Source organism: Thermovibrio ammonificans HB-1, from assembly GCF_000185805.1.
Lineage (GTDB): Bacteria > Aquificota > Aquificia > Desulfurobacteriales > Desulfurobacteriaceae > Thermovibrio > Thermovibrio ammonificans.
On sequence record NC_014926.1, the window covers coordinates 352368 to 369968 of the forward strand.

20 protein-coding genes and 1 tRNA gene are annotated in these 17601 nt (G+C 52.8%); 8 read left to right on the forward strand and 13 right to left on the reverse strand.

The genetic code is table 11. From position 1 onward, the window contains the following. Positions 1-79 precede the first annotated feature (79 nt). The 3 genes from THEAM_RS01980 to THEAM_RS01990 all read left to right on the forward strand — a co-directional run bounded on the left by THEAM_RS01980 (position 80) and on the right by THEAM_RS01990 (position 4120). The gene (locus THEAM_RS01980) at positions 80-2404 is read left to right on the forward strand and encodes a cytochrome c3 family protein (RefSeq protein WP_013537143.1); all 2325 of its coding nucleotides are present in this window, start codon (positions 80-82) and stop codon (positions 2402-2404) included. A gap of 95 nt (positions 2405-2499) precedes the next feature. After that, a complete protein-coding gene (gene rpe / locus THEAM_RS01985; protein WP_013537144.1) occupies positions 2500-3168 on the forward strand; it encodes a ribulose-phosphate 3-epimerase in 669 nt (222 codons plus the stop codon). 1 nt (position 3169) lies between these two features. Beyond that, entirely contained in the window at positions 3170-4120 is a 951-nt protein-coding gene (locus THEAM_RS01990) for a ribose-phosphate diphosphokinase (protein WP_013537145.1), read from the forward strand. Here the strand turns inward: THEAM_RS01990 and THEAM_RS01995 are convergent. After that, positions 4110-4670, reverse strand: coding sequence for a PulJ/GspJ family protein (locus THEAM_RS01995; RefSeq protein WP_013537146.1), 561 nt, complete (start codon positions 4668-4670; stop codon positions 4110-4112). The genes THEAM_RS01990 and THEAM_RS01995 overlap by 11 nt on opposite strands. Further along, positions 4648-4974, reverse strand: a complete 327-nt coding sequence (locus THEAM_RS02000; RefSeq protein WP_013537147.1) for a type IV pilus modification PilV family protein — start codon at positions 4972-4974, stop codon at positions 4648-4650. The genes THEAM_RS01995 and THEAM_RS02000 overlap by 23 nt, the downstream gene beginning before the upstream one ends. 29 nt (positions 4975-5003) lie before the next feature. On the opposite strand from THEAM_RS02000, the gene THEAM_RS02005 reads away from it, so the two are divergent. Continuing rightward, positions 5004-5738 (forward strand): pyridoxine 5'-phosphate synthase, encoded by a 735-nt coding sequence (locus THEAM_RS02005; RefSeq protein ID WP_013537148.1) that lies wholly within the window; start codon positions 5004-5006, stop codon positions 5736-5738. Positions 5739-5740: 2 nt separating this feature from the next. Next, entirely contained in the window at positions 5741-6106 is a 366-nt protein-coding gene (locus THEAM_RS02010; protein WP_013537149.1) for a holo-ACP synthase, read from the forward strand. Here THEAM_RS02010 and THEAM_RS02015 read toward each other — a convergent pair. The 4 genes from THEAM_RS02015 to THEAM_RS02030 form a co-directional block, all read right to left on the reverse strand. Further along, on the reverse strand, positions 6078-6515 hold the full coding sequence (locus THEAM_RS02015) for a bacteriohemerythrin (protein WP_013537150.1): 438 nt from the start codon (positions 6513-6515) through the stop codon (positions 6078-6080). The two genes, THEAM_RS02010 and THEAM_RS02015, sit on opposite strands and share 29 nt — an antisense overlap. 123 nt (positions 6516-6638) lie before the next feature. Then, complete coding sequence (gene acpP, locus THEAM_RS02020) at positions 6639-6872, reverse strand: acyl carrier protein (RefSeq protein WP_013537151.1); 234 nt, start codon at positions 6870-6872, stop codon at positions 6639-6641. 50 nt (positions 6873-6922) lie between these two features. Beyond that, on the reverse strand, positions 6923-7651 hold the full coding sequence (gene fabG, locus THEAM_RS02025) for a 3-oxoacyl-[acyl-carrier-protein] reductase (protein ID WP_013537152.1): 729 nt from the start codon (positions 7649-7651) through the stop codon (positions 6923-6925). 27 nt (positions 7652-7678) lie between these two features. Beyond that, entirely contained in the window at positions 7679-8158 is a 480-nt protein-coding gene (locus THEAM_RS02030) for a DUF2391 family protein (RefSeq protein ID WP_013537153.1), read from the reverse strand. Positions 8159-8185: 27 nt separating this feature from the next. Between THEAM_RS02030 and THEAM_RS02035 the strand changes: the two genes are divergently transcribed. Further along, positions 8186-8866 (forward strand): hypothetical protein, encoded by a 681-nt coding sequence (locus THEAM_RS02035; RefSeq protein WP_013537154.1) that lies wholly within the window; start codon positions 8186-8188, stop codon positions 8864-8866. On the opposite strand, the gene THEAM_RS02040 is transcribed toward THEAM_RS02035, so the two are convergent. From THEAM_RS02040 to topA, 4 genes are read right to left on the reverse strand one after another with little or no spacing between them, the layout of a single operon-like run. Then, a complete protein-coding gene (locus THEAM_RS02040; RefSeq protein ID WP_013537155.1) occupies positions 8829-11222 on the reverse strand; it encodes an EAL domain-containing protein in 2394 nt (797 codons plus the stop codon). The two genes, THEAM_RS02035 and THEAM_RS02040, sit on opposite strands and share 38 nt — an antisense overlap. 29 nt (positions 11223-11251) lie before the next feature. Further along, complete coding sequence (locus THEAM_RS02045) at positions 11252-11893, reverse strand: carbonic anhydrase (RefSeq protein WP_013537156.1); 642 nt, start codon at positions 11891-11893, stop codon at positions 11252-11254. After that, complete coding sequence (locus THEAM_RS02050) at positions 11890-12375, reverse strand: metallophosphoesterase (protein ID WP_013537157.1); 486 nt, start codon at positions 12373-12375, stop codon at positions 11890-11892. The genes THEAM_RS02045 and THEAM_RS02050 overlap by 4 nt, the downstream gene beginning before the upstream one ends. Then, positions 12372-14468 carry a type I DNA topoisomerase gene (topA, locus tag THEAM_RS02055; protein ID WP_013537158.1) on the reverse strand — a complete coding sequence of 699 codons (2097 nt, stop codon included), beginning with the start codon at positions 14466-14468 and terminating at the stop codon, positions 12372-12374. The genes THEAM_RS02050 and topA overlap by 4 nt, the downstream gene beginning before the upstream one ends. Positions 14469-14580: 112 nt before the next feature. On the opposite strand from topA, the gene THEAM_RS02060 reads away from it, so the two are divergent. Together THEAM_RS02060 and THEAM_RS02065 are read left to right on the forward strand one after the other, a co-directional pair. Further along, positions 14581-15705 carry a mechanosensitive ion channel gene (locus tag THEAM_RS02060; protein ID WP_013537159.1) on the forward strand — a complete coding sequence of 375 codons (1125 nt, stop codon included), beginning with the start codon at positions 14581-14583 and terminating at the stop codon, positions 15703-15705. A 98-nt stretch (positions 15706-15803) separates the two neighbouring features. Continuing rightward, positions 15804-15890, forward strand: a tRNA-Leu gene (locus THEAM_RS02065). Between the two features lie 147 nt (positions 15891-16037). On the opposite strand, the gene THEAM_RS02070 is transcribed toward THEAM_RS02065, so the two are convergent. From THEAM_RS02070 to THEAM_RS02075, 3 genes are all read right to left on the reverse strand, one after another. Beyond that, positions 16038-16370 carry a hypothetical protein gene (locus tag THEAM_RS02070; RefSeq protein WP_013537160.1) on the reverse strand — a complete coding sequence of 111 codons (333 nt, stop codon included), beginning with the start codon at positions 16368-16370 and terminating at the stop codon, positions 16038-16040. A 113-nt stretch (positions 16371-16483) separates the two neighbouring features. Then, positions 16484-16798 (reverse strand): cation:proton antiporter regulatory subunit, encoded by a 315-nt coding sequence (locus THEAM_RS09380; RefSeq protein WP_049767029.1) that lies wholly within the window; start codon positions 16796-16798, stop codon positions 16484-16486. 59 nt (positions 16799-16857) lie between these two features. After that, entirely contained in the window at positions 16858-17547 is a 690-nt protein-coding gene (locus THEAM_RS02075; RefSeq protein WP_049767030.1) for a potassium channel family protein, read from the reverse strand. Positions 17548-17601 lie beyond the last annotated feature (54 nt).

Below are 17601 nucleotides of genomic sequence, written 5' to 3' on the forward strand. Positions count from 1 at the left end.
TTCTAACCCTCAAACTGTTGATATGACTACCCCCGAGTACGATGCTGCCTGCGGCATGTGCCACCCTGGCGGCGGTCCTATGGAGAGGGACCGGGAGGGGAATTTCCTTCACGAGAAGTCCCTGTCGGAGATAGAGGCCGCCCTCAGTAACGGTGAGGTTCTCGGTGATTACACGGTTTGGAGTCCGAAGGAGAAGCGGTTCGTTCCTTTTGTCTGGACCATTTCCGCCGGAAACGAGACTGTAAATAACACCCTTGCTCCCAACTGTTTTATGTGCCATTCGAGCGTTATCGGCTCTCAGAACCCCTACGCTCCCTCTTCTACGTTTAATATGCCCCTGCTCTCTTACAGGTTGGCGACTTTTAAGCTGCGTTACTTTTCAGGTGCCGGAACTCTCTCTTCGGGAATTGCAACCCTGAACCCCGATAACACCTTTAACTACAACCTTGCCTTTGACGCCGATAACGCCACTGCCGGGTTACAGGTTGACGGTAGTTTTATAGTTCACTCCAACGATATGCACTGTAGTCAGTGTCACGGCGGCGGCTGGGACGACTTCGACGGTGACGGCAGGATAACCAAGCTGGATTTCCTCCTTCAGGTTAAGGACCTGCGCTACCTTCAGCCGGACGGTTTAAAGGAGGCTAAAGTTTGGTTCTTTAACGAGACCATTACCGACGGGAACTACGTCTCCTCTAAGGTAGACGGCTCTCTCATTCCGGTGCCCAGGAACGTTGACGTTCACAGGTGGGCAAGGTACGTAGGAGATGGCAACGTTAAAGGGTGTGTAGATTGCCACGCCCCTGTTAAGCACGACTATATAGGAACCGGTTACTTCCCCGATGTCCCCTCGCTCATTCCGTCCCACGATTTTGCAAAGGGTAACGCCGGTCCGGCGTTTACGGTAAGGTGGCACCAGCTTGCAGGTAGCGCTTCCTGCGAGAGTTGTCATGAGAACCCGGTTGGGCTTCACTCGAGAGCTTTCGGCCCGGCAGCAGCCGAGCACCTGGAGAAGGTAGCCTGCACAACTTGCCACATTCCTAAGAAGTACTTCTTTGAGGCTAAGCTGATGGACTGGACGTTACCTATGTTTGTGGTGTCCGGTGACAGTAACGGCTACACCTTCCTCGGCCTTACTAAGAACGTTTACGTGGGCGGCGACTCCGTTAACGGAACACCGGTTGACGTTGCCCTCTTCCCGATTAGGGACTTTTCAACGGGTGAGGTGGTTTGGAAGTTAAGTGCTGCCAATGCCATGGGGGTTCTGTTCTTTGCCGATAATTCGGAAGGGACCTTTAGGCCGGTGATTCCCCGTTACTTGGCTAAGGTTTTCGGCCTCAGTTACGACCTGCCGACCCGCTACATTATTGAGGAGGTGGACTCGAGCGGTAAACCGGTTAGGGTCGGTAGTTTCGGTCACCTGGTTCTGAAGGTGAAGAGCGGGGTTATATCCCAGGATTCAGACCTTGCTGCTGGCGGTTGGAGGCTTATTAACGCCCTCCCCAACTTTATAGACGTTGACCAGGACGGAGCCTTTACTCCCGGCGTTGATGTTCAGATAACCGACGATACCGGCCTTGACGGCTCTCCCGACGGAGTTCCCGAGGTTAACACCCAACGGGAGGTGAGCGCGGCCCTTTCTACGGTGAAAAAGGTTGTTTCCGGTGCCGTTGGGCGGGATGTGGAGGTGAAGCTCATTGCAACGGCTATTCCTTTCGGGGTTTCTCATAACGTAAGACCTGCTCCGGAGGCTTTGAGGTGTGACGACTGCCACGGCGGTAGGGAGAGTGAGCTTCAAGGGGCCGTTTTCACGAGGAAGGTAAACCTCTACTTCCCGTTTGACCCTGCGGTTGAGAACTCTACCGCTTTCGTGCCGAAGGTTCAGCGGACGCTTACCGAGTATGCCTTTGCAGATTGGACCAGGAGAGAGATTGAGTCTATGGGCTTTCCTGCTGCCATCCTCGACTACTCTACGGTTAAGGTAGAGGTAGACGGTGAAGTTATTGCCACCCGTGCTCAAACCGAGGAAGCCGCTTCTGCTTTAGGGGTTTCGGCCGGTGATTTAATAGCCGCGGTTGCGGTTGCTCCCTCCGATAACCCGTTTAAGGTGCTCTTTGAGATTAAGGAGCCTCTATCCGATTACGGTGTTAAGGTGGTTAACGGCACGGTTACTTCGAAGGTTGTTAGCGGTAACCGTCTTGAGGTTCAGGTTGCTCCCGCTTCCGGTAGAAGTGTTGTGGTTGGTCTTGTTAAGGAGGTGGCCGGTTCCGGCTCCTCGGCAGGGGTTAGCTCCGGAGGTGGGGGGTGCTCTTTCTCCCCGTCTGGGCCGGCAGGTCTCCTCTCCTACCTCCCGGCGGCTGTTGCCCTTGCCCTACTCAGGAGGAGACGCCGTTTAAGCGGCTAACCACTCCCTCTTCGATTTCTCTTCTTTAAGGGGGCTCTTGCCCCCTTTTTTTATTTGTAGGGCGCTGGTAGAATTTGGCTTCACCGGAGGTTGAGATGGTGCCGATGCTTGCTCCTTCCATACTGTCTGCGGATTTTGCCCGCCTGGCCCAGGAGGTTTCGGCCGTAGAGAGGGCCGGAGCAGACCTCCTGCACGTTGATGTTATGGACGGCCGTTTTGTCCCCAATATCACCGTTGGTATTCCCGTTGTTGAGTCTCTGAGGCAGGTAACGGAGCTTCCTTTAGACGTTCACCTGATGATTGTTGAGCCCGAGCGGTATATTCCTGCCTTTGTAAAGGCCGGGGCCGACTGGGTGTCGTTTCACTTTGAGGCGGCCGTTCACCACCACCGTATAGTTGAGCAGATAAAGGAGCTGGGAGCCAAGGCGGGGATTGTTATAAACCCTTCTACTCCCGTTGACTTCCTGGTGGAGATACTGCCCTTTCTCGATTTTGTTCTGGTTATGTCGGTTAACCCGGGCTTTGGCGGGCAGAAGTTTATACCCACTTCCCTTGGGAAGATTCGCAGGTTAAGGGAGCTGGCAGTTGAGCTGAACCCTTCGCTTGTTATTGAGGTTGACGGAGGGGTGAAGCTATCGAACGTGGAAGATGTTTTGAAAGCGGGTGCCGACGTTGTTGTGGCCGGCTCGGCCGTGTTTAAGGGAAACCCGGCAGAGAACGTTGCAGCCTTTAAAGAGAAGTTAAACCGATTTGGGGAGAGGTGATATGAAGCAGGTTAAGCTGATGACCGGAACCGCCAATCCCGAGCTTGCAAGGAAGGTGGCCGCAAACTTGGGAGTTCCGCTTGCAGACGTTACTGTTGGCCGTTTCAGCGACGGAGAGATTCAAGTGGTTGTCAACGAAAGCGTAAGGGACTGTGATGTCTTTATCGTTCAGTCCCTGTGCAGGCCGGCAAACGACAACATAATGGAGCTTCTCCTCCTTGCAGACGCCCTTAAGAGGGCTTCTGCCGGACGGATTACCGCCGTTATTCCCTACTACGCTTACGGCCGTCAGGACAGGAAGGTTAATCCGAGGGACCCCATTAGTGCCAAGGTTCTTGCCGATATAATTACCACCGCCGGCGTTAACCACGTTGTTGTTGTAGACCTTCACGCTAAGCAGGTTGAGGGCTTCTTCGACATCCCGGTTGACCACCTGGAGGCCCGTCCGGTTCTGACCGACTACTTCCTAAGGATGGGAATGGGGGGCGAGGATACCGTTGTGGTTTCCCCGGATATCGGCGGCGTTGCAAGGGCCAGGAACTTTGCAAAGGTTCTGGGCTCTCCGATAGCGATAATAGACAAGAGGCGTCCGCGTCCGAACGTTTCAGAGGTTATGAACATTATCGGAGAGGTGAAGGGGAAGCGGGCCATCATCATAGACGACATCATAGACACTGCGGGAACTATAGTAAACGCATCGAGGGCCATTAAGGAAGCCGGAGCTGTTGAGGTTTATACGGCCTGCACTCACCCTGTATTCTCCGGGCCGGCTGTTGAGAGGCTCTCAACGGCCGTTAAGGAGGGGGTTATTAAGGAGGTTGTTGTTACCGATACTATTCCCCTTCAGCAGGAGTTCGAGGGCGTTAAGGTGCTTTCGATATCTGCAATGCTTGCAGAGGCCATCAGGCGTATCCACTACGGGGATTCAATCAGTCAGATGTTCAGGTTCTGAGCTTGAAGGTGAGGGGAAGCTCCCCCTCGCCTTTTATCTTTAGAATTAGCTTGATTAACCCTCCTCTTGCAACGTTAACCTCTTTCCAGCCGTCTGTAGAGGGTGCCAGTAGGTCGATTGAAGAGACCTTCCCGCTTATGAATGAATCCTTCCAGGGCGTTGCCGTAAGTGCGTTTATCGGCCTTTCACTCCTTACGAGGAAAAGGGGTTTTTCCTCCTTTTTTAGAATCCAGAGCTTCACCTGGCAGACTCCCTTGAAGAAGTAGCAGTTCTCGGTGTAGTAGGTTATCTGGGTCACGTTGCCGTCCAGGTCTCTGCGGGCCGTTAGCGGTCCGTATGCTCCGTTGACCGACTCTAAATCTTTCAACAGCAGGTAAAAGAGGGGAGTTATCGTGTTTGAAGCCTTTGAGGTTTCAACGGCCGCTTTCCCTCCCCTTTCCACGAAGTTGAAAAACTGGTAGGCCACCGTGAGAACTATACCGGCAAGGGCAACCGCTATCAGGAGCTCAAGGAGCGTAAAGCCACCCTTAGCGGGCTTCGTAGACCTCAACCAGCTTCCCCCAGTTAGGTGTTCTGGCCTCTACTCTCACAACCCTTATGCCCATAATCTCCTGGAAGTCCTGTTTCAGCTCTACTGTGCAACCGAGGACCTCTACCTTTTTGTTCTGGCAAGAGCGGTTCAGGTAAACGGCCTCGTTTATGCAGTTGTGGGCGGCAACGGCGGATACTGCCGTTTTAAACTGCTGGTCTGCCGTTGAAACTGCCGAAGTTGTTAGTAGAATAAAAGCACCGAAGGCCATACCCACTATGGCTGTGGCTATCAGAACCTCGAGTAGCGTGAAGCCGTACCTCATGAAACCGATTATAACGCCGGGAGGTAGCAGTGGGAAGGAGAATCAGACTCGGAGTTAACATAGACCACGTTGCCACCGTAAGGAACGCAAGGAGGACTTTTGAACCCGACCCTGTTCACGCCGCCGTTATTGCCGACCTTGCAGGGGCCGACCAGATAACCCTTCACGTAAGGGAGGACCGCAGGCACGTTAACGAGAGGGACCTGAAGCTCATAAAGGAGCTCATCCACTCAAGAGTAAACCTTGAGATGGCCGTCACCGAGGAGATGCTTCAGATAGCCACTTCGGTTAGGCCCCACCAGGTTACCCTCGTTCCCGAGAGGAGGGAGGAGGTAACCACGGAAGGGGGGCTCGACGTTAAGGGGCAGCTGGAGCGGGTTCGTGCGGCCGTTGAACGTTTGAAAGGGGCTGGTATAGTTGTAAACCTCTTTATAGACCCGGAAGAGGAGCAGGTAAGGGCTGCCGCCGAGGTGGGAGCCAATGCGGTTGAGCTTCACACCGGCCGTTACGCCGAGGCCTTTGCGGCCGGTAATGAGGGAGAGGTTCAGGAGGAGCTTGAGAGGCTGAAAAGGGCTGCCAAGCTTGCCAAGGAGCTCGGCCTCAGGGTTTACGCCGGTCACGGCCTTACCTACAAAAACGTAAAGCCTATAGCGGAAATTCCCGAAATAGAGGAGCTGAACATCGGCCACTCCATTGTTGCCAACGCCGTTTTACTCGGCCTTAAAGAGGCTGTTGAGAAGATGATAAAGCTCATAAACGGTTAGCCGTGCTTGTTGCTATCGGAATAGATATAGTTTCGGTTGCCCGTTTCGAGGGGCTGCTCTCAAGGTACGGAGAGAGGTTGCTGAAGAGGCTCTTTCCCGAAGGGGTTGAGTATTGCCTGAAGAAAAGGCCCGGGGAGCTTGCAGGCTGTTTGGCCGCCCGGTTTGCCTTAAAGGAGGCGGCCGTTAAGGCCTACTCCCAGGCGGGGGTTGCCGTGGGGCTTTCGGCAGTTAGGGTTATCGGCGGAGGTAGGGAAATTAGGCTCTCGGTGGAAGGGGCGCCGGCTCACCTCAGGCCGGTTTTCTCCATATCCCACGAGCGGGAGTTCGCAGTAGCGGTTGTTAACCTGGTAGAGCTCCGCCGATGTTGAAGAGGCTCTTTGCCACCCATTGGGCGGTTACGGTGTCCATGGTGTTTATGTGCTCTACTATCCAGGGCTTAAAGGTGCTTTCAAAGTAGTTGAGGGCGGCCTTTCTGTCCTTTGTTTTCAGCCAGCGGTTGAACACCTCTTTAAGCTCCTGCCGGACTCTGTTGTGCTCTCCGTGGTGGCAGTCGAAGGCGAAGAAGTAGGTGAGCTTCATAAGCTCTTCTTCGTAGGAGAAGTGGTTCTCAACGTCCTCTATGAACTCTCTGAAGAGCTTCTCAACCTCTGAGTCGTCGGCCTCCCCTCCCAGAGCGCTGTAGAGGCGGTTTAAAATTCCCAGCTCCCTTAGGTGGACGGCGTTCATCCCCTCGTAGGCGGTAAGAGGAAGGTCTTTCGGCTCTATGAGCGCTCCCATCGGTCACCTCTCAATAACTTTAACTTCAATTTAAACTGCTTCCCCTTACCCCTGTAATGAGGGAAATCAAAAAAGCCCCCTTAATCAAGGGGGCTTTCGGTGGCTTTAAGGGTATGGGTGAACTTAAAGGTGCTTCTGTATGTACTCTATTGCGTCTCCTACGGTCTGTATCTTCTCGGCCTCTTCATCGGGAATCTCAATGCCGAACTCCTCTTCCAGTGCCATAACGAGCTCTACAGTGTCGAGGGAGTCGGCACCGAGGTCCTCAACGAAAGAAGCCTCGGGTGTAACCTCTTCGGGGTCAACACCGAGTCTATCGGCCACAATCTCTTTAACTTTCTGCTCGATGTTTTCCATGGCTCTACCTCCCAGGTTATTTAATGGCGCTTCGTATTATAAGCTAACCCTTAGAAAAGTCCACCGTTTACGTGGAGAGTGGTTCCCGTTATGTATGAGGCCATGTCCGAAGCCAAGAAGAGGCAGGCGTCTGCAACCTCCCTGGGCTCCCCTTCCCTTCTAAGGGGAATGGACTTCAGCAGCTCCGCCTTTATCTTCTCCGGAATCGCCTTTGTCATGTCGGTTGTTATGTAGCCAGGGGCCACCGCGTTTACCCTTATTCCCCTGCCTCCCAGCTCTTTTGCCAGCGACTTCGTAAAGCCTATAAGGGCCGACTTCGTGGCCGAGTAGTTTACCTGCCCCACGTTTCCTGTAAAGCCCACAACCGATGAGATGTTTATTATCACCCCTTTACGCTTTTTCACCATAGAGGGGACAACCGCCCTTGTAACGTTGTAAACGCCGGTGAGGTTTGTGTTTATAACGGCATCCCAGTCTTCGTCTTTCATCCTTATGAAGAGGGAGTCGCGGGTTATGCCTGCGTTGTTTACGAGGACGTCTATCTGCCCCTCCTTCTCGAGGATGTCGAAGATAACTTCTTTAACCTCTTCCCTGTTGAAAACGTCCATCTTAACGCCTACGGCCCCGATTTCCCGGGCTACCGCCTCGGCCCTTTCTTGGTTTGTTCCGGTTATGTACACCTTGGCTCCAACCTCTACGAAGCGCTCGGCGATTGCCCTTCCTATCCCTCTTGTTCCTCCGGTAACCAGGACAACTGCCCCTTTAAGCTCTTCGAACATCGGCTCCTCCTTTTTGATTTAATTATCTCACTTGGCTGCGTCAAGGCCAAAGCTGCCCATAACCGAAAAGAGGGAGACCAGCACAACCGCCCTCAGGAACCACTCTTTGGAGTCCACTATCGCCGGGTAGACGCCGAGTATGAGCAGCGCCAGTGCCGATACGGTAAACGAAACGGCCAGAATCGTTATGAGCCGCAGGGGAACGAACCCTCCTACGTTTTGAACCTTCCAGTTCCCGATTTTCCCGTACTTAATTACGAAGTAAAGGCCCACCACTATCAGCACTACGAGCAGTAGTGCGTGGAGGTTGCTCATCTTTTGGGAGAGCTCCCACACGTCGGAGTTGGCCGCAAACGGAAAGGCCATGAGGGTGGCTCCCGCTATCTCCTGGATGAAGTCGCTGAACTTGAACCCTTCCTGCAGCTTGAACCGGCTGTTTATCTCTTTAAGCTGCTCTTCTATGTTGTGGAGTTCTCGCTCTATCTCCTCTATTTTCTTCTCTTCCAAGGGTGCTCCGTTTGTTAGAATTCTGCTATGTTTCGGGCGATAGCAATTTTATTCCCTCTGTTTCTCTTTTCCACAGTTTTGGCCTCTGAGTGTCCGTCCCTCTATAGGGTACAGGCGGTTTTAGCTTCTTCCGGTTACCCCTTTATAGTTAAGGGGGTTGAACCGGTTAACGGAACTTCCCTGTGTAGGGTCTTTACAGTTTCGGGAGAGGAGCTCCTGGTAACTTCCAACTTGAGGTTCGTTGTTGAGGGGAAGCTCAAGCCTCTAAAACCGCTAAGGCTCTCGGAGAGGGAGCTGGAAATCTTGAGGTCTGAGATTCTCTTCTCTGTTGGGAAGGGGCCCGAGCTTCTCCTCCTTACAAACCCCTTGTGTAGCGCGTGTCGCAGCCACAGGGCACTGCTGGATGAGCTTGCCGCCCGTTTCAGGGTTGAGTTTGTTCCGGTAGGGTTTGAGGGAAGGGAGTTTGAGGCTGCGGTTTCCGCCTACTGTTTGGGGCTTAAGCCTTCCCAGTTCTTCCGGTTTAACGGTCCGTTTAAGGTGTGTAACCTCGGGAAGCTGAAGGTTTGGAGCGTTCAGGCAGTTTTGAAGCGCCACGGGCTCTTCGGGACTCCGGTGGCCGTTGACTCTGCCGGCAGGGTCTACGTAGGTGCCGACGAGATAGCAGGGCTTGTTAAAGGAAGAGCTTCTTTACCTTCTCAATCTCCATAGGTTTACCTATGAAGTTCCCCTGGGAGTAGTCAACTTTGAGCTCCTTTACTTTCCTTAGTAGCTCCTCTGAGGAGACGAACTCAGCAACGGTTTTCACTTTTAGTTCCTGGGCAAGTGAGACTATAGCCTCGCACAGGACTTGAGCTTCTTTGTCTTTGAGGAGCCTGCTTATTATGGAGCCGTCTATTTTCAGGTAGTCGACCTGAAGCTCTATGAGGTGTTTCAGGTTGGAAAAGCCCGCCCCGAAGTCGTCTACCGCTATGGAGCAGCCGAGCTTTTTCACCTTTTTTATGAACTCCCTTACCTGTTGGTAGCTCTCTATGCTGTAGCTCTCGAGTATTTCAAAGGTTACCCTGTGGGGGTTGGGAAACCGGCTCAGGGTTTCGGTTATGGTGGCTTTCGTCTCCTTAGAGGTGATGTCGGGGTAGCCCAAGTTTATGCTTACCCCGAAGGGTAGCTCTCTGAAGTCTGCAAGGGCTCTGGTTATCACCTGCCGGCTCAGCTCGTGGTAGAGCTTCGCCCTCACCGCTATCGGGAGGAACTCGTTTGGCCTTAAAATTTCTCCGTTTTTCGTTTTTATTCTGACGAGGGCCTCGAACCTCTCGACTCTGTCGGTTGAGTTGTTGAGTATGGGCTGGTAAAGGAGCAGTATCCGGTTCTCCTTGAGGGCCGACTGAAGCTCTTTCAGTAGTTCCAGGTTGCGGCGATAGGTCTGTTTGGGAAGCTCCGACTCTTTCAGGATGACAACTTTCCTGTTCTGCTCCCTCGCCTCGTTCAGCGCCACTTCCGCGTGGTTTATGAGCTTTTCGCTCCCCTCCCTGCCTATGCAGACTCCGGCTGTTAGGGATACCGATACCTCAAGGCCGTTACAGTGGAAGGGTTTCGCCTCTATTGAACCGAGCGCTTCCCTCAGCCGCTTTTCAGAGAACTCCTCCCCTTCCAGCATCAGGGCGAAGTCGTCGGAGTAGAGCCGGTAAACCCTGCCCGGGAAGAGGGAGCTTAGCCTGTAGGCCAGCTCTTTCAGTATTTCGTCTCCGCACTTTTCACCGTATATCTCGTTTATGAAGCGGAAGTTTGTAACGTCTATCAGGCATATTACCGGTTTCCGGAGCTTTTTAACCTCCTCTACCAGCTTCTCCCTGTTGGGAAGGTTGGTAAGGGTGTCGTAGTAGAGGAGCTTTTTCAGCCTGTTCTGGGTTCTCCTTAACTCCCTTACCGTTTCGTTCACCCTGTTAACGGCAAAGTTCAGGGCCTTTGCAACCTCTCCCGTTTCATCGGGAACCACTATCTTTGCCTGAACCTTGAAGTTCCCCTTGGAGACCTGGTTGGCAACCCTCGTAAGCTCGTCGAGCGACGCTGTTGTGAGCCTGTAGATTTTGGCGATGAATAGCAAGGCCACTCCGGAAAGCGTTGCAGAAACCAGAACCGTAAGGGTAAGCTCTGCAACCGCCCCGTTCCTCACCCGGATTAGGAACTTCTCCAGCTTCAGCGACAGGAAGTCGTAGAAGAGGAAGGTTCTGTTTACCGTTTGGGTCGCCTCGTTGAAGTAGGTCAGCGGGTTTATGCGCCCCTCCTCCCCCGTGAGGAAGAGGGTTTTAACTATGGCCGCAAGCCTTTGGATGCTCTGTCTGGTTGACTGAAGCTCCTCTTGAACCCCCTTTAGGGAGGCGTTTTTTAATGTCCAAACGATTAGGTTCTCGTAGCTGTTAAGGGATGAGTAGAGGTCTACAATTCTGCCCCTCTCCTCGGGGGTAATCTCCCCTTTTGCCAGGTAGCCGCTGCCGAGGCCCCTCAGCTGGCCCTCTATCTCTACAAGGTTGGGAAGCTCAAGGAGCGTGGCGTCTGCCAGTATCCTCACCTTAACGTTGGGGTCGGTCACTATCCCGTGTTTTATCGCCTCGCTCCTGAGCAGCTTTATGAACCTCTCTATGAGGTCGGTATGGAGCCTGAAGGCTTCGTCGGGCCTCAGCTTGAGAACTACCGGGAGCTTAAGCTCCCGGTACTCCTTGTTAAAAGATTCCAGCCGCCTCTTTATCTCTTCGTCTTCACACTTTTCGATACACTCTTCAAAGTAGCCGTTCATCTCCTCTTCCAGCTTCAGGAGCTCCTCTTTCACCTTGGGGTCGGAAAAGCCGTTCATGTAGATGTACAGGAGCCCCCTGTGGCGCTGGAGGAGGAATATCAGGTTGGTGTAGCGTTTGGCGTGCTCTATCCCCTTTATCTCGTTGTTGAGCTTGGTTACCTTGTTAACGCCAGTGAGAATTGCGTAGCCGGTGAGCAGCTGAAAGGGCACAGCGAATATTAGAACAAGCAGAATCAGCCGCTTTTTAAGGGATATCCTCTTAAGTATCTCCACCCACTCTCCCTATTGCGGTGGCCCTCCCGTTAGAACTGGACGAGAATCCTCCTTACTTTTTGCTTCCTTACCGATTCGGGAATCTCGCTCAGGGCGTCGCTTGTCCGTATCTCGTCCGGGTCTTTAATCCCATTAAAGTTTATCAGGTAGAAGCCTACAGAGTCGCCGTATATTAGCTCCTCGTCTAAAATAAGGCCGCAGACGGCAAGCTCCCCCTTCTCCACCAGAACGCCGATTTCCGGCGTAGAGAGGAGCTTCTCTATCTGGCTGTCTATGTTCACCTCCATTAGGGCCGCGTTAAACTGTTTCCTGTTTTCGCCGTAGAGCGAGAGCAGAATCTCTGCGTTCTCTTCGTAGCTTTTTTTCAGCAGCTTAAACTCAAACTCGGCGGCCTGGAGGTTGAGCTTGATAAAAGGCTCAAGCTCCAGGCCGCTGCTCCCCACTATTGCAACCAGTGAAACTTTGAGCTCTCTGACGGCGTAGTAAACGGAGGCGAGGTTCGGGAAAATCTGGGCCGCTGCGTTTGCCACTATGAAGCTCTCGGGGAAGAGGGAGGCAACCCTCCAGACAACCGGCGTTGCGCAAACTATACAGGAATCGTAGTTGTTGCTCCTTTTAGAGGGAGCACACTCCTTAACGAGCAGCTTCTCTATGACTTTTGCCGGGGTCATTTGAGCTCTCTCACCTCAACGGAAAGGTCGCGGGTATCAAGTATAACAAAGGTCTTCTTCCCCGTTAGGTAGCCGCACAGCTCTCCGGGGTTTATAACCTTACACCCGTTTATCTCCTCTACCCGGAGCTGGTGGGTGTGGCCGTATAAAAGGGCGTCGAACTCCCCGGACTTTGCCAGCGCCTCAACGAACAGGGGCTCGTGCATAACGGCAACCTTTAGGCCGTTTAACTCCTTCAGAACCGGCGGCTTCTCTATGAGCCCTCCGGAAACCTTTAACAGCCCTGCCACTTCCCCGTCGTTGTTGCCGAAAACGGCCGTGAAGTCACACTTGAGCTTCTGGAGCATCAGCTTAACCGTAAAGGGCGAAACAAAGTCGCCGCAGTGGATAACAAGCTCAACTTCCGAGTTGTTCACCTCCTCTATGAACTGCTCCACCGCTTTAAGGTTGTCGTGGCTGTCTGACACAACCGCAACCTTCAACTTTCACCTCCCTTGGGCGGTTTAGAGGAGACAAAGTCGCAATCGGGGTAGCGGCTGCAGCCGTAGAACCGCTTCCCCTTCTTGCTCCTCCTTTCCACAACCTCTCCCTCTCCGCACTTGGGGCACTTGCCGAAAGTTAACGGCTCGGTGTGCTTACACTCCGGGTAGTTGGAGCAGGCTATAAACCTTCCGAACTTGCCGTTTTTGATTACCAGCTCGCCTCCGCACTCGGGACACTTCCTGTCGAGTTTTTGAGGCTCCTCCTTTATGCTCTCCTTGTAGGTGCACTCCGGGTAGGCCGAGCAGGCTATAAACGCCCCGTACCTGCCGTGTATCTTCACCAGGGGAGCGCCGCAGCGGGGGCACTCTCTTCCGATTTCCTCGCCCTTTATCTGCTTCAGCTCCTTCTCGGCCCTGTCAAGGAGCTCCTTAAACTCCCCGAAGTAGAACTCTTTTAAAAGCTCCTTCCACTCCTTCTGCCCCTCCTCTATTTTGTCGAGCTCCTCTTCTACGTTTGCGGTGAACTTAACGTCTACTATCTTGGGGAAGAGCTTCTTCAGCAGCGAGTTGATGAACTCTCCCAGCTCTGTAGGTTTTAGCTTCTGCTTCTCCTTTGCAACGTATCCCCTCTGGATGATGTTGGAGATTATGGTGGCGTAGGTGGAGGGCCTACCCACCCCTTCCTCTTCAAGGGCCTTTACCAGGGTTCCTTCGGTGTACCTGGGGGGTGGCTCTGTAAAGTGTTGAACCCCTTTAACCTCTTTCAGCTCCAAGGCTTCACCCTTGTTCAGCTCGGGAAGGAGCTTCTCCTCAACCTCTACCGGGTAGACCTTCAGGAACCCTTCCTCCTTCAAGGTAGAGCCCGTAGACCTGAAGGTGAGCCCTCCCCCTTCAACGTCTACCGAAACGGTGTTGAACACCGCGTCTTTCATCTGGGATGCAACGAACCTGCGCCATATTAGGTCGTACAGCTTGAACTGTTCCGGCGTTAGGTAGGGTTTTACAGATTCCGGCGTTCTGAAAACGGAGGTGGGCCTTATGGCCTCGTGGGCGTCTTGGGCAGACTTGGGCTTTTTCGTTTCGTAGCTGCGCTTCGTTTTCGGCAGGTAGTTCTGGCCGAAGTGCTCCTTTATGAACTCCCTTACCTCCTTTACGGCCTCGTCGGATACCCTTGTAGAGTCGGTCCTCATGTAGGTTATGAGGCCCACCCTTTCGCTTCCCAAGTCGATACCTTCGTAGAGCTCCTGGGCTATCTGCATCGTTACCTTGGCCGGGAAACCGAACCGCCTTGAGGCCTCCTGCTGAAGGGTAGAGGTTATGAAGGGAGCCGGCGGCTTCCTCCTCCTCTCCTTCCTCTCAACCTTGGCAACCGAGAAAGCGGCCCCCTTTGCTCTCTCTACAAGCTCTTTGGCCGCCTTTTCGTTTGGAATGTCGAACTTCTCCAGCCGTTTCCCGTCTACCTTCCACAGCTTGGCGGGAAGCTCCTCGCTCCCCTTGGCGAACTTGGCCTCTACCGTCCAGTACTCCTTGGGGACGAACTTCCTTATCTCCTCTTCCCTGTCGCATATGAGCCTGAGCGCTACCGACTGAACTCTGCCGGCGGAGAGGGCCCGTTTGAACCTTCTGGAAAGGAGCGGAGATATCGTGTAGCCTACGATTCTGTCGAGGATTCTCCTGGCCTGTTGGGCGTTTACCTTCTTCTCGTCTATAGTGTCGGGGTTTTTTACCGCCTCCTGAATCGCCCTCTTTGTAATTTCGTGGAACCTTATGCGGTATATGTTGTCCTTCTTAACCCTTTTCAGGGCGTTTGCAATGTGCCAGCTTATCGCCTCCCCTTCCCGGTCCGGGTCTGTTGCAAGGTAAACCTCGTCGCTCTTTTTTGCCGCCTCTTTAATCTCCTTTAGAACCTTCTCCTTTCCCTTTATCGTTGTGTACTTGGGTTTAAACCCCTTTTCTATGTCTACGCCGAACTCCTTTTCCGGCAGGTCTATAACGTGGCCCATGGAAGCCTTTACTATGAAGTCCTTGCCCAGGTACTTCTGTATCGTTTTAGCCTTTGCCGGAGACTCAACGATTATGAGCTTCTTTCCCACTTCCTCTCCTTTAAAGGGTTTAGCCTCTGCTCAAATGTAACCGCGGTGGACTTGGCCGTCAAACAGCATACCTTAACAAGTGGAGAAAAACTATAAAACGGGAGGTGGAAAAATGGGTCTCTCGCTAAACGCCCTTCTGCCCTATGTGGTAGTGGCGGTAAAGGCGGTGGTCATTTTCGTTGTAGGCTGGATTTTTGCCGCCGTTGCAAAGAGCATCACCTACAAAATCTGCAACAGCATCGAGACCATCAAAAAGCACGAGGGGCTGCCCAAGAGCACGTCGAGCCTGGTTTACTACTTCATTCTGCTGATTACCGTTGTTGCCGTCCTTGAGGTGCTCGGGCTCAAGTACGTTACCCAGCCCTTCCTAGACCTACTCAACAAGGTTGCCGCTTACATTCCCAACATCATCGGTGCTGTGGTTATCCTCTTTGTGGGTGTTTTCTTCGCCAAGGTGGCCAAGGAGTTTGTCAACTCCCTCCTTGAGACCTTCCAGATTGAGGAGCTGGGCAAGAAGTACGGCATAGAGGACCTTGGCGGTGCAGTAGGTAACCTGGTTTACCTCTTTATCCTTCTTTTTGTTGTGATTGCCGCCCTGAACGCCCTTCAGATTCAGGCGATTACCGCTCCTGCCGTTGCAATGCTCAGCGCGATTCTTGAGGCGATTCCGAGAATCGTTGCCGCAGTTTTGGTCTTCGGCATCATCTTCTACGTGGGTAGAATCGTTGCCGACGTTGCCGCCAAAGTTGTAGACGAGCTCAACATCGACGAGATTGCCAAGGACATCGGCATCAGCTCCGACAAGCTCAAGTTCGACGACCTCGTAAGGTACCTCATCCTCACCTTTGCAGTCCTCCTGGGCCTCTCTCAGGCTTTCCACTACCTGGAGGCGGAAGCTCTCTACGAGATTACCTACCGCTTCACGGTAATAGCCTTCAGAATTGTTGTTGCTTCCGTGATTCTCTTTGTAGGAGCTTACATAGGCTCCCTTATAGAGAAGAGGGTTGAGAGTGAGACCATAGGGAAGTTTGCAAAGGTGGCCTTCATCGTTGCCGCCTTCTTCATCGCCCTTCCCTACGTTGGCGTCTCCCCGATTGTTATCGAGATTGTTGTCTTCTCCCTCTGCTTCGGCGTTGGTCTCGCCTTTGCCCTTGCCTTCGGCCTGGGCGGTAAAGACGTTGCCGCTAAAATCCTTGAAGACCTCATGAAGAAGAGGGAAGACAACCAGGGTAAGTAACCCTTTTTCGTTCTTAAGAGGGGGCTTTCCGCCCCCTTTTATTTTTTTAAACTGCTTGACAAACAGAAGGGGCCTTCCTATATTATTCACCGTCCGTTGCGGGAGTGGCGGAATCGGCAGACGCGCCGTCTTGAGGGGGCGGTGCCCTTACGGGCGTGCGGGTTCAAATCCCGCCTCCCGCACCACTTTAATCCTCTTAAATCCCACCCGGTAAACACCTGAATTCCCCTTACTCGACCCTAAAAACTTTCCTTTTAACTGCCCTGGTTTTTTTTGAGGAAGCCCGCAGGAGCTTCCCCTCCTAATTGTATTGTTCTTGTTTCTACCTGCACTTACTCCCTTCTCAGGAGCTCCTGAATCTCTGCCCTGAGCTTCTCCGCCCTTGAGAACCTGTCGAACATTATCTCAACGAGCTCGTGGGCAATCTCTTCCCTTATATTCTCAAATTTCTGGGGATTGTTTTTTAGTTCATCAACTAATTTAAGCATCTTTCTCTTTCTGCTCCCCTCTCCGTGGAGCTGGCTTACGGCGTTTCTCAGCTTCGATGTATCTCCCTCTTCCTGAACTCTTAAGAGGTTTATGGCCCCTTCCTGAACGTCGGGGCACAGGTCTCCGAGCCTGTTTGTCCGTAGAAGTTCTTTAAGGTAGTTAAAACTATCCCTCATCTCCTCTCCTTAATTGCGGTTTTCGTAGAAAAACAACTCCTGCGGGCCACTTTAAGACCATTATATACCGACGTTTAAATTATGAATCTGTATTCCGGAGGGCAAAGGAAGACTCAGGCGGCCTCCTTAGAGGTTACGAGCTTTTTGAGCTTCTCCGCCTGCTCCTTGGTCCCTATTATGATGAGGGTATCCCCTTCAAGGACCATGGTTGTTGAGGTGGGGTTTAAGATGAACGAGCCGTCTTCCCTGCGGATTCCGATAACTATCACGCCGGTTTTCCTGGGTATGTCGAGGTCTCTGAGGAGCTTCCCGTGGAAGGGTGAACCTTTCGGAACCTCCACCTCCTCCAGCCTCAGGTCCACCTCGCCGTGGTGGGTCACTATGTCTAAGAAGCTCACAACGCTGGGCCTTATGGCCAGCGAGGCCATCCTTATGCCCCCTATCACGTTGGGCAGGATAACCTCGGTTGCTCCTGCCCGTTTGAGTTTTATAACGTTTTTGCCCGTTTGAGTTTTATAACGTTTTCCTCCCTGTTTGCCCGGGTAACTATCCGTATCCTCGGGTTCAGGTTCTTTGCCGACAGGGTTATGAACAGGTTGTCTGCGTCGTTTGCCGTTGCAACTATTAAGTTTGCCGCCGACTTTACACCCGCCCGGATTAAGGTCTCGTCTTGGGTTGCGTCCCCCTGGATGTAGATGAGGTTGGGGTACTTCTCCCGGGCCTCTTCGATTCTCGCCTCGTCTTTCTCTACAACTACGAAGGGAATCTTCTCCCGGTAGAGCTCCTTTATTGCGGCCTGTCCGGTTCTTCCCAGTCCGCACACAATCGTGTGGTTCTTTAGCTTCGTAACCATCTTCTCCATCCTCTTTACGGTGAATACCTTTTTAAGCTCCCCTTCAAACACCATTGCGGCAACGGTTGAAGCCCCGTAGGCAAACGTTGCAAAGGCAACCACAATAACGGTCATTGTGAATATCTTGCCCAAGGGTGAGAGGGGCTTCACCTCGCCGTAGCCTACCGTAGAGATGGTGATTATCGTGTGCCAGAGACAGTCGAGCCAGTCCCACCCCTCTATGAGCTTTATCCCGACGGTGGAGATTACAACCAGCAGAATCAGACTTGTTAAAATCTTTGTAAACTTCTTTACCGTATCCCTGTAGGCGGCTTCCCCGGTCATAACTTTATAAATAGATTCCTTTATTGCGAAAATTCTTAATTTCTATTATAGGTA

What these genes read in the sequence shown, in the direction of transcription:
- acpP (WP_013537151.1), bottom strand. Translation starts at nt 6,872, where the DNA reads ATGGAAAACATCGAGCAGAAAGTTAAAGAGATTGTGGCCGATAGACTC.
- THEAM_RS09380 (WP_049767029.1), bottom strand. Translation starts at nt 16,798, where the DNA reads ATGGCCTCGCTGGCCATAAGGCCCAGCGTTGTGAGCTTCTTAGACATA.
- THEAM_RS01990 (WP_013537145.1), top strand. Translation starts at nt 3,170, where the DNA reads ATGAAGCAGGTTAAGCTGATGACCGGAACCGCCAATCCCGAGCTTGCA.
- THEAM_RS02060 (WP_013537159.1), top strand. Translation starts at nt 14,581, where the DNA reads ATGGGTCTCTCGCTAAACGCCCTTCTGCCCTATGTGGTAGTGGCGGTA.
- THEAM_RS02015 (WP_013537150.1), bottom strand. Translation starts at nt 6,515, where the DNA reads ATGGGAGCGCTCATAGAGCCGAAAGACCTTCCTCTTACCGCCTACGAG.
- rpe (WP_013537144.1), top strand. Translation starts at nt 2,500, where the DNA reads ATGGTGCCGATGCTTGCTCCTTCCATACTGTCTGCGGATTTTGCCCGC.
- THEAM_RS02070 (WP_013537160.1), bottom strand. Translation starts at nt 16,370, where the DNA reads ATGAGGGATAGTTTTAACTACCTTAAAGAACTTCTACGGACAAACAGG.
- fabG (WP_013537152.1), bottom strand. Translation starts at nt 7,651, where the DNA reads ATGTTCGAAGAGCTTAAAGGGGCAGTTGTCCTGGTTACCGGAGGAACA.
- THEAM_RS02045 (WP_013537156.1), bottom strand. Translation starts at nt 11,893, where the DNA reads ATGACCCCGGCAAAAGTCATAGAGAAGCTGCTCGTTAAGGAGTGTGCT.
- THEAM_RS02075 (WP_049767030.1), bottom strand. Translation starts at nt 17,547, where the DNA reads ATGACCGGGGAAGCCGCCTACAGGGATACGGTAAAGAAGTTTACAAAG.
- THEAM_RS02035 (WP_013537154.1), top strand. Translation starts at nt 8,186, where the DNA reads ATGTTTCGGGCGATAGCAATTTTATTCCCTCTGTTTCTCTTTTCCACA.
- THEAM_RS02000 (WP_013537147.1), bottom strand. Translation starts at nt 4,974, where the DNA reads ATGAGGTACGGCTTCACGCTACTCGAGGTTCTGATAGCCACAGCCATA.
- THEAM_RS01980 (WP_013537143.1), top strand. Translation starts at nt 80, where the DNA reads ATGGAGAGGGACCGGGAGGGGAATTTCCTTCACGAGAAGTCCCTGTCG.